Raw genomic sequence first — 13,592 nt, 5'->3', positions numbered from 1 at the left:
ACGTTGAAGGAGCCGCTAAGTCGCGGAAGTGCCCGTTACCGAGTCCGTGAAGGCCTCCTTGAGGGACCCAGGGTCCCTCAAGGAGGCCTTCACGGACCGTACTTGCCGCAGGCAAGTCAGTGGACGTGCACCGCTTCCCACTCCGGAAACGGATCCACGCCGCCCGAACCGACGGCCAGACAGGCCTCAAGCGAGTCCAGCAGCGCGTCCTTCTCCAGCCCCACACCGATGAACACCAGTTCCTGCCGCGGCGCCTCCTCGACGCCCTGCGGCTCGAACCGGGCCACCGAACCGGCCTGCGACCACAACCCGGTCACCCCGGGCCGCGACGCCAGCGAGAAGAACCCCTTCGACCGCAGGACCGTCCCGAACTCCCCGGTGTCGAGCCGCTCGACGAAGTCCCACAGCTGTTCCGGATCGAAAGCCACGGAGGCCCGGAAGACGACGCTGGAGATCCCGTATTCCTCCGTCTCCGGCACGTGATCACCGTTGAGTTCCGCCACCCACCCGGGTGCTTCCTGCGCCCGCTCGATGTCGTAGCGCCCGGTGCCGAGCACCCGGTCGAGCGGGACGCGACCGTGGGTCGCGACGACGACCTCGGCAGCCGGATTGAGCCGCCGCAACACCGCCGTCAGCCGGTCGAGCGAACCGGCCGGGACCAGGTCCGCCTTGTTCAGCAGGAGGACGTCCGCGAACTCGATCTGGTCCATCAGCAGGTCGCTGACCGTCCGCTCGTCCCCGTCGTACTGGTCCAGCCCGCGTTCGGTCAGCGCGTCCCCGGCGGCCAGTTCCCGCTCGAAGTTCACCGCGTCGACCACGGTCACCATCGTGTCGAGCCGCGCGGAATCCAGGAACGAGAACGTCGCCGCCACCGGCATCGGCTCGGAGATCCCGCTCGATTCGATGAGCAGGTAGTCGAACCGCCCGTCCTCGCACAGCCGCGAAACCTCCTCCAGGAGGTCGTCGCGCAAGGTGCAGCAGATGCAGCCGTTGGTCATCTCGACGAGCCGTTCCTCGGTGCGGGACAGGCTGTTCCCGTCCCGCACCAGCGCGGCGTCGATGTTGACCTCGCTCATGTCGTTCACGATCACCGCCACCCGCAGCCCGTCGCGGTTGGCGAGGACGTGGTTGAGCACGGTCGTCTTGCCCGCGCCGAGGAAGCCGGACAGCACCGTGACGGGCGTCGTCACGCCCCACCCTGGTGAAAGTGTTTCATCAGCTTGCGCGGCACGAGTTTCGTTTCGCCGTTCACCTTGATCGGCACCAGATCCGGCACGGCCGCCTTCCACTGCGAACGACGGGACCGGGTGTTGCTGCGCGACATCTTCCGCTTCGGGACGGCCATTACTTCGACCCTCCGCGACGGCCGTAGCGGCGGTGGAACTTCTCGACCTGGCCGGCGCTGTCCATGATCCGCTGGTTGCCGGTCCAGAACGGATGCGACCACGAGCTGATCTCGACGTTCACCAGCGGGTAGGTGTTGCCGTCGCTCCACTCGATGGTCTGCTCGGAGGTGGCGGTGGAGCGGGTCAGGAAGGCGTCCCCGGTGGAGAGGTCCTTGAACACCACAGGGTGGTAGTCGGGGTGGATTCCCGGTTTCACTGCGTTTCGTCCTTTCGGTTCGACGCGTTCACGTCGTGCTTCTCGGGGTCGGTTTCCGTGTCCTCGCACGGTTCTTCATGCCACTCGCCGAACGGATCCGGATAGCGGAGCCATTCCTGCTCACCGGCGGCGAGTTCCTCCTCGGTCAGCAGCGCCCCGTTGAGGGCGGCTTCGATCTCGTCGGGGGTGGCCTGATCGGTGACGACGACCAGTTCCTGTGCGCGGTCGCCGAAGAGCGGGTCCCAGCGCAGGGACGCGAGGGTGCGTCGTTCGGGGGAGACGGCGGCCCAGTCCGGGCCGTCCGGGGCGGCGAGCCAAGGCCCGGCGTGCCCGACGCCGAGACCGCCGCCCGCGGATTCGATCCACAGCGCCATGTCCGGCTGGCTCGCCACCCAAAGCCGTCCCCGGGTGCGGACGACGCCGTCGAGCAGGACGTCGATCGCGTCGTGGAGGCGCTCCGGGTGGAACGGGCGCTGCGAGGTGAAGGTGAGCAGCCCGATCCCGCAGTCGGTGTGCAACGGCGGCTGGCCGCGCAGCAGCGGCCCGTGCATGTCGGTGACCTCACCGCGCCGGGCGTCGGCGGGGACGGCGTCGAGCACGGTCTTCCCGTCCACAGAGGACAGTTCGACGCGGGGGATCGACGGCGCGACCCGGTCGAGTACGGCCGAGGCCTTCGCCGCGGACCAGGCGTCGGTCGCCGCGCCGGCGAGGACGAGCAGATCGGCGAACTCGACCTGGGACAGCGCGACCTGTGCGACGGTGCGCTCGTCCTCCGGGCTGGCCAGCAGGTCGCGTTCGGCCAGTGTGTCGTCGCCGGTGCTGTCGGCCAGCCAGCCCGCGCAGTCGACGACCGTCAGCACGGCCCGCAGGTCGACGTCCTCGATCACCGGCCGCTCGCCGACGAGGACGTTGTGCAGAGCCCAGCTGACCGGCTCGGGCTCCATCGCCTCGTCGAGCCGCACCACGATCCGCCGCACCTGTGGCATCCGGGAGAGCTTGCGCAGCAACGGCAACAGGTCTTCGCGCAAGGTGCACGAGACACAGCCGTGCGCCAGTTCGAGAACCGTCAGCTGATCGCGGTCGCCGAGCCGGATCCGGCGCCGGACCACACCGGAGTGGATCTGCCTCAGGTCGTGGTGCACCACGGCGGTGCCGGCTTCGGCGAGGCGCAGCCGCTCGGCGAGGTCGGCGTTCGGTCCCGGTGCGAGGCCACTGATCAGGACGAGGGGCACACGGGGGTTGTCGGTCACTGAAGCTCCGGGGCGTCGAGGGCGTTCTGGTTCGGCTGTGTAGAGTAAATGAAAACGACAACCGATATCAACTTGGGAGGGTATATGTCCGCCGTGTGCCAGGTCACCGGCCGCAAACCGGGTTACGGGAAGCAGGTGTCGCATTCGCATCGGCGCACGTCCCGGCGCTGGGAGCCGAACCTGCAGGCCAAGCGGTACTTCGTGCCGAGTGAAGGGCGCTGGGTCCGGCTGCGGGTCTCGGTGAAGGGCATGAAGACCATCGACAAGCGGGGGATCGAGGCCGTCGTGGCCGAGCTCCGCGCGAAAGGGGTGAAGCTCTGATGGCCAAGAGCACCGACATCCGGCCGATCATCAAGCTCCGCTCGACCGCCGGCACCGGCTACACCTACGTCACCAAGAAGAACCGCCGGAACGACCCGGACCGCATGGTCCTGCGCAAATACGACCCGATCGCGCGCAAGCACGTCGAGTTCAAGGAGGAGCGCTGATGGCCAAGAAGTCGAAGATCGCCAAGAACGAGCAGCGCAAGGTCGTCGCCGCCCGCTACGTCGAACGGCGCCGTGAGCTGAAGGCCACCATCGCCTCGCCCTCCGCGTCGCCGGAGGAGAAGGCCGCCGCCGTGTCGGCCCTGCAGGCGATGCCGCGCGACGCCAGTGCGACCCGGATCCGCAATCGCGACGCCGCGGACGGCCGCCCGCGCGGTTACCTGCGGAAGTTCGGGCTCTCGCGGGTCCGGATGCGGCAGATGGCGCACAACGGCGAACTGCCCGGCGTCACGAAGTCGAGCTGGTGAGCACGATGGCCAAGCCGAACCGCGACCGTCCGTACAAGCGCAAGACGAACCTGTTGCACGCCAACAAGATCACCGAGGTGGACTGGAAGGACGCCGACCTGCTGCGGAAGTTCATCTCGGACCGCGGCAAGATCCGCGCCCGCCGGGTCACCGGGCTGACGCCCCAGCAGCAGAAACAGGTCGCCACGGCGATCAAGAACGCCCGCGAGATGGCGTTGCTGCCCTACCCCAACGCGGGGCGCTGACGCCGCCGGTCCGGGCGGTGCGACGCGCCGCCCGGACCGCGTCGCTGTGGAAGAATCGGCCCAATGACGGAGAACCCCGGACAGGCCGAGGAATTCGATCCCGAACTGCTGGAGTTGTGGGCCAAGGTGTTCGGCTTCGCCCGCTCGGGCGCGACGGCCGAGCTCGCCGCGTACGTCGACGCGGGGGTCTCGGCGAACCTGACCAACGACCGGGGCGACACGCTGGTCATGCTCGCCGCCTACCACGGTCACGCGGAGACCGTCGCGGCGCTGATCGAGCGCGGCGCCGATCCGAACCGGGAGAACGACCGCGGCCAGAGCCCGCTCGCCGGCGCGGTCTTCAAGAACGAGCCCGAGGTCGTGAAAGCGCTCCTCAAGGGCGGCGCGGACGCGACGGCGGGGGAGCCGTCGGCGATCGACGCGGCCCGGATGTTCGGCAACACCGAGCTGCTGGCTCTGCTCGAGCGCTGAGGCGGTTCTCACTCGGATCGCGGTCCGGGGCGCTGAATCCTTACACTGCCCCGCATGGATGACCCGCATTACCTCTCCGGCCTCGACCTGGCCGGCCGTCGTGTCGTGATGATCGGTGGCGGGACGGTCGCCCAGCGCCGCCTGCCACGGTTGATCAGCGCCGGCGCGCGGGTCGAACTGGTCTCGCCGCACACCACGCCGTCGGTGAGCGCCATGGCCGACGCCGGCGAGATCGTCTGGCACGAACGCCGCTACACCGAGGGCGACCTCACCGACGCCTGGTACGCGCTGGCGTGCACGAACGATCCCGACGTCAACGCCGCCGTCTGTGCCGAGGCCGAACGCGCGCGGGTGTTCTGCGTCCGCGCCGACGACGGGGACCTCGGCAGCGCGGTCACCCCGGCTTCCGGCAGGCACGGCGGGCTCCTGGTCGGCGTGCTCTCCGGCGGTGAGCCGCTGCGGTCGGCCACCGTCCGGGACAGCGTCCTCGACGGCCTCCGGGCCGGTACCGTCGCCGACGGCCGGGTGCCGGACGCCCACGACGACCTCCCCGGCGTCGCCCTCGTGGGTGGCGGCCCCGGAGACCCGGAACTGATCACCGTCCGCGGCCGCCGTCTCCTCGCCAGGGCCGACGTCGTCGTCGCCGACCGGCTGGCCCCGCGCGAACTGCTCGACGAGCTCGCGCCCCACGTCGAGATCGTCGACGCCGCGAAGATCCCGTACGGCCGCGCCGCGAGCCAGGACGTGATCAACTCCACCCTGATCGAGCGGGCCAAGGCGGGGAAGTTCGTCGTGCGGCTCAAGGGCGGCGACCCGTACCTGTTCGGCCGCGGCTTCGAAGAAGTCCTCGCCTGCGCCGAAGCGGGTATCCCGGTGACCATGGTCCCCGGTATCACGAGCGCGTTCTCCGTCCCCGCCGCGGCGGACGTCCCGGTGACCCACCGCGGCGTCGCGCACGAGGTCGTCGTGGTGTCCGGCCACGTCGCGCCGGACGACGAGAAGTCGCTGGTGGATTGGGATCAGCTGGCGAAGATGCGCGGCACGATCGTGCTGATGATGGGTGTCGAGCGGCTTCCGTTGTTCGCCAAGGCGCTCCAGGCCGGTCGGCCGGGTGACACGCCGGTGGCGATCGTCGAGGACGGCACCATGCGCACGCAGCGGGTGCTCCGCTCCACTTTGGACAAGGTGGTCGAGGACGCGGCGGCGGCCGGGGTGCGGCCGCCCGCGGTGATCGTCTTCGGCCCGGTGGCGGGGCTGGCTCAGCCCTCGTAGCGGCTGGTGTCCGAGACGTAGAACCAGTCGGCCCCGTCGTCGCCGGGTGTGTCGAGGTGCTCCGCGCGGACCAGCCCGGCCCGGAGCGCCACCCGCTGCGACGCGACGTTCTCCGGCCGGACGCGGGCGATCACGAGGTCGTCCGGCCGGTGGACGCGGGCCCAGTCCACCGCCGCGGTGGCGGCCTCACCGGCGTACCCGGAACCCCAGGAAGCGGGGAACAGCCGGTAGAAGAGGTTCAGGACCGGGCGGCGCCGGAAACCGACGACCTTCACCCCGCAGAACCCCAGCGTCTCGGCCGAGTCGTGGGGCCGGATCGTCCAGTAGCCGAAGCCGTACCGGTCCCACTGGTGCGACCAGCGGAGCAACAGCAGCTCCGCGTCTTTGCGTGTCTCCAGCAGATCCGACGGGTTGTGCGCGCAGGCCTCGGGATCGGTGTGAAGGGCGAAGATCGCGTCGAGGTCGCCGGGGCCCGGACGGCTCAGGCGCAGACGCCCGGTCCGCAGCTCTTCCGCGCCCACGTCCCGGGTCGGGGCCGGCTCAACGGTCATGACAGCGCGCGGAGAAGTCGGCGATGGTGTCGGTCAGGCGGGTCGGATCGAACCGCAGCTCGACCGGGCTGCGGGCCTGGACGAACTCGGCCGCCGGCATGTCCGCGGCCAGGGTGTCCGCGTCGCCGAAGGGGTGGATCGGGTCGCGCTCGTGCCCGATGACCAGCGCCGGCGTCTCGATCTTGCACCGGACCGACTTGGGCGGCGCGATCCGGCCGAAGAGCACGCCGTGCAGGAGCGCGGCCATCGGCGCGGGCTGCTGGGACAGCGTGTCGGTGACGACGTCGACCCACTGGTTGCCGTGCGGCACGAGTTTCGCCGCCAGTGCCACCCCCTGCACGGTCACCGGCAGGAACCGGGCGGCCATGAGCAGCGGCGCGAACGTGATCAGCCCGGCGACGATCGCGTTGTCCAGCACGGGCATCTCGACGACCAGGCCGAGCGCGCGTTCCGGCGCGGCGACGCCGACTTCGAGCGCGACGTTGGCGCCCAGCGACGTCCCGCCGATGACGGCGGCGTCGATCTCCAGGTGGTCGAGCAGCGCGACGGTCTGCTCGGCGAACGCGGGCATCGAGTACAGCCAGGAGTCGGTGGGCCGGTCCGAATCGCCGTGCCCGAGCAGGTCGAGGGTCACCGCCCGGAATCCGGCACGGGCCAGCCTGCGGGCGAGCGGGGCGTGCATCCGCCTCGTCAGCATGATGCCGTGGGTGAGCACGACCACCCGGTCGCCGGAGCCGAACTCGGTGTAGGCGAGCCGGTGACCCTCATGGGTGAAGGATCCCGACAACTCGATCGGCCGGGAGGATCGTTCCCGTCGCCGTCCGGGCGTCGGCGCGGGCAGGTCGGCGACCGCGGTGGCGCTGCTGGCCGGGCTCATATCCCACCGTCCTTCGTCGATCGTCGGTACTCACCGGTAGTACTCGCTGGTACCAGGAAAGCATCTCAGGCGCGGCCGGGCACAGTGGCCGTTGGCAGCCTGTCAATCACATGAGTCAAGATGACCCCATGACCGCTACAGCTGACAGTCTTCCCGATCTCGTTTCGCTCAAGGTGGAGATCGACGGGCACGTCGCCGAAGTGACGCTGCTCGGTCCGTCCAAGGGCAACGCGATGGGCCCCGATTTCTGGCGCGAGCTGCCGATCGTCTTCCGCGCGCTCGACGCGGACCCCCAGGTCAGGGCGGTCGTGCTGACCGGGAGCGGCAAGCACTTCTCCTACGGGCTCGACCTGCCCGCCATGATGCCCAGCTGGGGCGAAATGCTCGGCGGCGACGCGCTCGCGGGCCCGCGCACCAAGTTCCTCGACGAGGTCCGCACCCTCCAGGCGAGCGTGTCCTCGGTCGCGGAATGCCGCAAACCGGTCATCGCGGCCATTTCCGGCTGGTGCATCGGTGGCGGTGTCGACGTGATCGCGGCCGCGGACATCCGGCTGGCGAGCGCCGACGCGAAGTTCAGCGTGCGCGAGGTCAAGGTCGCGATCGTGGCCGACCTCGGCAGCCTCCAGCGGCTCGCGCCGATCATCGGCGAGGGACACCTGCGCGAACTGGCCCTGACCGGTAAGGACATCGACGCCGCCCGCGCGGAGAAGATCGGCCTCGTCAACGACGTCCACGCGGATCAGGACACCCTGCTGGCCGAGGCGCGCAAGCTGGCGGCGGAGATCGCCACGAACCCGCCGCTGGTCGTACAGGGCACCAAGAACGTCCTCTCGGCCAACACCGAACGTCAGGTCGCGGACGGCCTGCGTTACGTCTCGGCCTGGAACGCGGCCTTCCTGCCCAGCAAGGACCTGGGCGAGGCCGTGCAGGCCTTCCTCGAGCGCCGCGCGCCCGAGTTCAAGGGAGAGTAGAAAGAACCGGCGGCCCAACCAGCGGACCAGGAGGACGATCGTGAGCGCTTCGGAGGCATACCGCACGTTCCGCGAGGCACGGGACTATCTGCAGGCCCATCGCGAGGACTACGAAACCGCCTATCGGGACTTCACCTGGCCCCGGCCCGCCGAGTTCAACTGGGCGCTCGACTGGTTCGACGTCGTCGCGGCCGATCCGGCCAATCAGGACCGGTACGCGTTGTGGATCGTCGAAGAGGACGGCATCGAGAACCGCTGGACCTATCCGGAGATGGCGCGGAGGTCCAATCAGGTCGCGAACTGGCTCCGCTCGCTCGGCGTGGCGAGTGGCGACCGGCTGATCCTGATGCTGGGCAACCAGGGCGAGCTGTGGCAGACGATCCTCGCCGCGATCAAACTGGGCGCCGTCATCATCCCGGCCTCGACCCTGCTCGGCCCGGCGGACCTCACCGACCGGGTCGAGCGGGGCGCGGCGAAACACGTCGTGATCCGGTCCGTCGACGCGCACAAGTTCGAGAACGTCGAGGGCGACTACACGCGCATCGCCGTCGGTGAACCGGTCGAGGGCTGGCGGTCCTTCGTGGACGCCTACGAGGAAGCGGACACCTTCACGCCCGACGGACCGACGGCGGCGGAAGACCCGCTGCTGCTGTACTTCACCTCGGGGACCACCGCGAAGCCGAAACTGGTGCAGCACACGCAGGTCTCGTACCCGGTCGGCCATCTGTCCACAATGTACTGGATCGGCCTGGAACCGGGCGACGTCCACCTCAACATCTCCTCGCCCGGCTGGGCGAAACACGCGTGGAGCAACGTCTTCGCGCCGTGGAACGCCGAGGCGACGGTGTTCCTCTACAACTACGCGCGGTTCGACGCGGTCTCGCTGATGGCGCAGATGGAACGGTGCGGTATCACCAGTTTCTGCGCCCCGCCGACGGTGTGGCGGATGCTGATCCAGGCGGATCTGACCGTGCTGAAGACGCCGCCGAGCAAGGTGGTCGGCGCGGGCGAACCGCTCAACCCCGAAGTGATCGACCAGGTCGAAAAGGCTTGGGGCGTCACGATTCGCGACGGTTTCGGGCAGACGGAGAGCAGCGTCCAGATCGCCAACACGCCCGGACAGGACGTGGTGCCGGGGTCGATGGGCCGCCCGCTGCCCGGGTTCACCGTGGCGCTCGTGGACCCTGTGACGGGGGAGCGCGCGCAGGAGGGCGAGATCTGCCTCGACCTCGCCAAGCGGCCGGTCGGACTGATGGCCGGATACGCCGACGACGAGGAACGCTCCGCCGCGGCGTTCGCGAACGGCTTCTACCACACCGGCGACGTCGGTTCGATCGACGAACGCGGCTACATCACCTACGTGGGCCGGACGGACGACGTCTTCAAGGCGTCGGACTACCGGATCTCGCCGTTCGAACTGGAAAGTGTCCTGCTGGAACACGAGGCGGTCGCCGAAGCGGCGGTCGTCCCGGCGCCGGACCCGATCCGGCTCGCGGTGCCGAAGGCCTACGTCGTCCTGGCGAACGGGCACGCGCCCACGGCCGACACCGCGGTGTCCATCCTGGCCTTCTGCCGGGAACATTTGGCCCCGTACAAGCGAATCCGGCGGCTGGAGTTCACCGAACTGCCGAAGACGATCTCCGGCAAGATCCGCCGCGTCGAACTGCGCGGACGCGAAAACGAAGCCGACGGCCGCCCGGCGGGGGAGTTCCGCGAAGAGGACTTCCCCCAGCTGAAGGGCTGACAGCCCGGTCCCGAACTCCGAACTCGCGTGATTGGACACGGAACTCGCGTGATTGAAGGCGGAACTCGCGTGATCCTGGGCGTTCCGCCTCCGATCACGCGAGTCACGGCTCCGATCACGCGAGTTCCGGGTTCGGGCCTGTGGGTCGAACGACCCACAGCGCGGTAACCGGAACCGCGTTAGCATCCTCGGCAGTGAATCGTTGACAACCCGTGGGGGTCACGGGTCTCACCTTCCCTGCTTTGAAAGGTGTTCCTGTCATGCGCATTCGTTTCCTCCTGCCGATGCTCGCCCTCGTGGCCGGGCTCGGTACCGCGGTGGCCACCCCGGCCGCCGCCGATCCAGGTCCGGTGGCAGCGGGCAAAGTGTCCGTCGCCGACGCCTGCTACTCCTGGGGACGCACGTTGTCGGAAGGCGCGTCCGGTGAGGACGTCCGGCAGCTGCAGATCCGCGTGGCCGGGTACCCCGGCTACGGCGGCGTGCTCGCCCTCGACGGCCAGTTCGGCGCGGGGACCAAGGCCGCGGTCACCCGCTTCCAGCAGGCCTACGGGCTGGCGGCGGACGGCATCGCGGGTCCGGCCACGTTCTCGAAGCTCTACGCGTTGCAGGACGACGACTGCACGCCGATCAACTTCACCTACGCGGAATTGAACCGGTGCAACTCCGACTGGTCGGGCGGCAACGTCCCACCGGCGACGGCGAAGGCCAACGCGCTGGTCTCGATGTGGAAGCTGCAGGCGATGCGGCACGCCATGGGCGACCGGCCGATCGACGTCAACGGCGGTTTCCGCAGCGTCGCCTGCAACAACGCGGTCGGCGGCGCGACCAACAGCCGTCATCTCTACGGTGACGCCGTCGACCTCGGCGCCGGCTCGCAGGGCTTCTGCGGATTGGCGAAGCAGGCCCGTAACCACGGGTTCGCCGAGATCCTCGGGCCGGGCTACCCCGGCCACAACGATCACACGCACGTGGCACACCGGTCGACGCGCTTCTGGTCGGCCTCGTCCTGCGGGATCTGAGTCACTCCCAGCGCCACAGCGACGGCGGCCGTCCTCCCTTGGGGAGGGCGGCCGCGTGTTCGGTGGTACGCCGCAGACCGGGGACCCGCTCCATCGTCCGGCCGAGATTGGCCGGATAGGGGCGGTCCCCGGTCAGCGCTTCGGTGGCGTCCAGCGCCTGTGCCGTGGTGAAGATCGGTCCCAGCAGCCCGGCGGTGAAGGCGACGTCCCGCCACAGCCGTTCGGCCAGCATCGGACGGCAGTCGGCGACGATCCGGTCGTGGTCGAAGGCCAGCGGCGGGACCTCGTCCAGCGGCACCCACACGACGTTCCCCGGGACATCGAGCGCGGGATTCACGGTGGCCCACAACGCGATGGAGAGCGTGGGACCGCGCGGGTCACGGTTCGGCTCGTCGAAGGTGGCGAGCTGTCCGGTCGCCGAGACCGCGTCGGACGGAAGGCCGAGTTTGCCGACCACCGCCCGGCTCGCCGCCTCCCGCAGCCGTTCCCCGAGCCCCAGCAGCACCCCGGGCAGGGCGAGTTCCCCTTCGAACGGCTCGGCCGCCCGCGGCGCGATCCCCAACAGGACGTTCCGGGTGCCGGGGGCGAACCGCACCACGAGCACGTCAACGGACACCGGCGTCGAATCGATCACGCGTTGATTGTCGACCGTGCCTCCGCGACCCGGTAACCGGCCCTGTCCGGGCCGTACCCCATGACGGCCACCGGCAGCCGCGCGCCGAACCACGCCAGCGGATCCGGCAGGTCGACGGCGGGGGAGCCGTCACGGGGCACGACCTTCAGCCCGGTCGCGTCGAGATGGGTCACCGCGAGCGCGTCCACGCCGTCGCAGGCCGCGATCGCGTAGTCCAGCAGGGCCGCGTCGAGATGCCCCGCCCGCCAAGCGCCCTGAAATTCGCCGATTTCGTTGTGCGCCTCGGGAAAGCGGGCGAGCACGGCGGCGGATTCGGTCGGCAACGGTCCCGCGCCGTGCCGGGTGAGGTACGTCCGCGTCACCCCCACGACGGTGTGCGGGCGCCCGCCCAACAGGGTGCGAGCGTTGTGCGGCGTGGTCGTCGACCAGGTCGTGTGCGGATGGAACCCGTGGAACTGGTCGAGGAGAGCCCCCTGCGCTCCCTCGAACACCAGCCGCCCGGAATCCGCCAGCCGCCCCGTCTCGTCCCCGTCGGTGATCCGCACCGCGCCCGCGAAATCGCGGTACAGCGCCACCAGTTCGTCCACGCTGTGCGGCGGCGTGGCCAGCGGCGCGTAGAACCGCGCGAGCGCGTCCAGTTTGCGCCGCAACACCGACGGCCGGGCGCAGTCGGCGACCGTGGGCGCTTCCCCCGGCGTCCCGATCACCTCCTGGCTCTCCACCACGTCCCCCGGCGCGGCCCCGGGCAACAGCGAGTACCAGACGGTCTCGCCGATGCCCTTGCCGCACGAGCCGTGCCGGTTCACGCCGCGGGCCTCCTCCCTGGCCCGGTTGGCGTGGATGTGGAACGGCGTCGTGAGCAGCGCCCTGCCGTCCACACTCAGCAGTGACAGCGGATTCCGGACGCCGACCGCTTCGAGCCGTCGAGCTTCCGCGGCGAGCGCGAACGGCTCGACGAGCACGAACCGCGACAGATGGGTGGGCACGCCGGCGAACGTGCCCGCCCCGAACTGGCTGAAGGTGTGGTGCCGCCCGTCCACGACGACGTTGTGCGCGGCCTGCGCGCCCCCGTTGAAGCGGACCACCGCGGTGGTGGGCCGGGCGGCGCAGAGCGCGTCGACCACCGCGCCCTTGCCCTCGTCGCCGAAGCCGAGCCCGACCACCACCACGTGACCATCCAGGAGAGTCATCGCAGCACCACGTCGCTCGGCCCGCCGGCCTCGGGCACCGCCGACGTGACGACCGATTTGGTACCCAGCTTCGCCAGCGCCTTGCCGACCGCCTTGCTTTCGGCGACCGAACCGACGTCCGCGAGGTCGGCGAGCGCCCGGTCGACGTCGACCACCCGCTCTTCCAGCCCGATGGTGGCGGCGATCAGCTCGCACACCGCGCCCGGGTCGTCGAGCTTCAGGAAGTTCTGGCCGAGCAGCTCGCTCCAGTGCTCGCCGATCTGCGGGTCGTTGTAGTACGAAGACTGGTTCGGCAGCACGAAGTAGACGTGCCACTTGCGCGCCAGCTCCCGGTACACCGAGGCCGGGTCGATGTCCTCTCGCACGTCGTCCCCGATCACCCGGCGGATGTGGCGGGCCTCCAGCGCGGGCTTGTTCAGCTCGTCGCCGATGATGAACAGATAGCCCTTGCGGCCGCGGTTCTGCCACGCGTCGGTCACCACGTGCCGCGCCATGAAGTACGCGGCCAGTTCGTAGGACTCGCTCTTCTGCCCGCCGCCACCGCCTTCGAGGAACATCGTGCGCAGCTGCTCGTCCATCCGGTTGTCCGATTCGAACTGCCCGACCTGCAACGGGACCCGGTCGCTGTCGGCGTCGCCGATCGCGCCGAACAACACCTGCGGGTCGGCCAGATAACCCCGGCGCTTCAGCAGGCCGTGCAGCTTGCCGAGCTTGCCCTGCATGATCCGCGGCACCCGGCGCATCGAACCGGTGACGTCGAACAGCACCGCGATCGGCGTCGAATCGCTGTGGTCGGCCGAATCCCGGCATTCCCGCACGGCGTTCAGCGGGTCCAGCGCGGGCGCGACCTTCCATTCCTTCGCGGGCTTGGAACGGAGATCGGCGGTGTAGCCGAAATCGTCCTCACCCTTGGCCGCGCGGAAGGTCTTCGCGGCGGCGTAGGCGTTGTCGTCCCAGTGTCCGTGTCCCATGG

18 protein-coding genes are annotated in these 13,592 nt (G+C 69.8%); 9 read left to right on the top strand and 9 right to left on the bottom strand.

Annotation, left to right across the window (positions count from 1 at the left end; all coding sequences use genetic code 11):
- Positions 1-116: 116 nt before the first annotated feature.
- Genes AJAP_RS20375 through mrf form a run of 4 tightly spaced genes read right to left on the bottom strand, consistent with a single transcriptional unit; the run spans position 117 to position 2,852 of the window.
- The gene (locus AJAP_RS20375; protein ID WP_038514108.1) at positions 117-1,190 is read right to left on the bottom strand and encodes a GTP-binding protein; all 1,074 of its coding nucleotides are present in this window, start codon (positions 1,188-1,190) and stop codon (positions 117-119) included.
- Entirely contained in the window at positions 1,187-1,345 is a 159-nt protein-coding gene (gene rpmF, locus AJAP_RS20370; protein WP_038514106.1) for a 50S ribosomal protein L32, read from the bottom strand. The genes AJAP_RS20375 and rpmF overlap by 4 nt, the downstream gene beginning before the upstream one ends.
- Positions 1,345-1,602 (bottom strand): type B 50S ribosomal protein L31, encoded by a 258-nt coding sequence (locus AJAP_RS20365; RefSeq protein WP_034306403.1) that lies wholly within the window; start codon positions 1,600-1,602, stop codon positions 1,345-1,347. The genes rpmF and AJAP_RS20365 overlap by 1 nt, the downstream gene beginning before the upstream one ends.
- Positions 1,599-2,852, bottom strand: a complete 1,254-nt coding sequence (gene mrf, locus AJAP_RS20360) for a ribosome hibernation factor-recruiting GTPase MRF (protein WP_038514102.1) — start codon at positions 2,850-2,852, stop codon at positions 1,599-1,601. Before mrf ends, AJAP_RS20365 begins: the two co-directional genes overlap by 4 nt.
- A gap of 84 nt (positions 2,853-2,936) precedes the next feature.
- Between mrf and rpmB the strand changes: the two genes are divergently transcribed.
- The 6 genes from rpmB (at position 2,937) to cobA (ending at position 5,633) form a co-directional block, all read left to right on the top strand.
- The gene (rpmB, locus tag AJAP_RS20355; protein WP_005149951.1) at positions 2,937-3,173 is read left to right on the top strand and encodes a 50S ribosomal protein L28; all 237 of its coding nucleotides are present in this window, start codon (positions 2,937-2,939) and stop codon (positions 3,171-3,173) included.
- Positions 3,173-3,340, top strand: coding sequence for a 50S ribosomal protein L33 (gene rpmG / locus AJAP_RS20350; protein WP_016334057.1), 168 nt, complete (start codon positions 3,173-3,175; stop codon positions 3,338-3,340). The genes rpmB and rpmG overlap by 1 nt, the downstream gene beginning before the upstream one ends.
- Positions 3,340-3,645 (top strand): 30S ribosomal protein S14, encoded by a 306-nt coding sequence (gene rpsN / locus AJAP_RS20345; RefSeq protein WP_016334058.1) that lies wholly within the window; start codon positions 3,340-3,342, stop codon positions 3,643-3,645. The genes rpmG and rpsN overlap by 1 nt, the downstream gene beginning before the upstream one ends.
- A complete protein-coding gene (gene rpsR / locus AJAP_RS20340) occupies positions 3,642-3,890 on the top strand; it encodes a 30S ribosomal protein S18 (protein WP_038514098.1) in 249 nt (82 codons plus the stop codon). The genes rpsN and rpsR overlap by 4 nt, the downstream gene beginning before the upstream one ends.
- 63 nt (positions 3,891-3,953) lie before the next feature.
- Positions 3,954-4,361: an ankyrin repeat domain-containing protein gene (locus AJAP_RS20335; protein WP_038514095.1), complete on the top strand. Its 408-nt coding sequence runs from the start codon at positions 3,954-3,956 to the stop codon at positions 4,359-4,361.
- A 54-nt stretch (positions 4,362-4,415) separates the two neighbouring features.
- Entirely contained in the window at positions 4,416-5,633 is a 1,218-nt protein-coding gene (gene cobA, locus AJAP_RS20330) for a uroporphyrinogen-III C-methyltransferase (protein ID WP_038514093.1), read from the top strand.
- Here the strand turns inward: cobA and AJAP_RS20325 are convergent.
- Together AJAP_RS20325 and AJAP_RS20320 are read right to left on the bottom strand one after the other, a co-directional pair.
- Complete coding sequence (locus AJAP_RS20325) at positions 5,621-6,184, bottom strand: GNAT family N-acetyltransferase (RefSeq protein ID WP_051972527.1); 564 nt, start codon at positions 6,182-6,184, stop codon at positions 5,621-5,623. The two genes, cobA and AJAP_RS20325, sit on opposite strands and share 13 nt — an antisense overlap.
- Positions 6,174-7,061, bottom strand: a complete 888-nt coding sequence (locus AJAP_RS20320; RefSeq protein WP_038514088.1) for an alpha/beta fold hydrolase — start codon at positions 7,059-7,061, stop codon at positions 6,174-6,176. Before AJAP_RS20320 ends, AJAP_RS20325 begins: the two co-directional genes overlap by 11 nt.
- A gap of 128 nt (positions 7,062-7,189) precedes the next feature.
- On the opposite strand from AJAP_RS20320, the gene AJAP_RS20315 reads away from it, so the two are divergent.
- From AJAP_RS20315 to AJAP_RS20305, 3 genes are all read left to right on the top strand, one after another.
- A complete protein-coding gene (locus AJAP_RS20315; protein ID WP_038514086.1) occupies positions 7,190-8,032 on the top strand; it encodes a crotonase/enoyl-CoA hydratase family protein in 843 nt (280 codons plus the stop codon).
- A gap of 40 nt (positions 8,033-8,072) precedes the next feature.
- Positions 8,073-9,776 carry an AMP-binding protein gene (locus AJAP_RS20310; RefSeq protein ID WP_038514084.1) on the top strand — a complete coding sequence of 568 codons (1,704 nt, stop codon included), beginning with the start codon at positions 8,073-8,075 and terminating at the stop codon, positions 9,774-9,776.
- Between the two features lie 260 nt (positions 9,777-10,036).
- Positions 10,037-10,795 (top strand): D-Ala-D-Ala carboxypeptidase family metallohydrolase, encoded by a 759-nt coding sequence (locus AJAP_RS20305; protein ID WP_038514081.1) that lies wholly within the window; start codon positions 10,037-10,039, stop codon positions 10,793-10,795.
- Between the two features lies 1 nt (position 10,796).
- Here AJAP_RS20305 and AJAP_RS20300 read toward each other — a convergent pair whose 3' ends face one another.
- Genes AJAP_RS20300 through AJAP_RS20290 form a run of 3 tightly spaced genes read right to left on the bottom strand, consistent with a single transcriptional unit; the run spans position 10,797 to position 13,590 of the window.
- Positions 10,797-11,429, bottom strand: coding sequence for an NUDIX domain-containing protein (locus tag AJAP_RS20300; RefSeq protein WP_038514078.1), 633 nt, complete (start codon positions 11,427-11,429; stop codon positions 10,797-10,799).
- Positions 11,426-12,619, bottom strand: coding sequence for an adenylosuccinate synthetase (locus AJAP_RS20295; protein ID WP_038514075.1), 1,194 nt, complete (start codon positions 12,617-12,619; stop codon positions 11,426-11,428). The genes AJAP_RS20300 and AJAP_RS20295 overlap by 4 nt, the downstream gene beginning before the upstream one ends.
- Complete coding sequence (locus tag AJAP_RS20290; RefSeq protein WP_037337299.1) at positions 12,616-13,590, bottom strand: hypothetical protein; 975 nt, start codon at positions 13,588-13,590, stop codon at positions 12,616-12,618. Before AJAP_RS20290 ends, AJAP_RS20295 begins: the two co-directional genes overlap by 4 nt.
- Between the last annotated feature and the right edge of the window lie 2 nt (positions 13,591-13,592).

It is taken from the genome of Amycolatopsis japonica (assembly GCF_000732925.1).
Classification (GTDB): Bacteria; Actinomycetota; Actinomycetes; order Mycobacteriales; family Pseudonocardiaceae; genus Amycolatopsis; species Amycolatopsis japonica.
The sequence above is the reverse complement of the archived record's forward strand: the minus strand, read 5'-3'. Positions and strand labels throughout refer to the sequence as shown.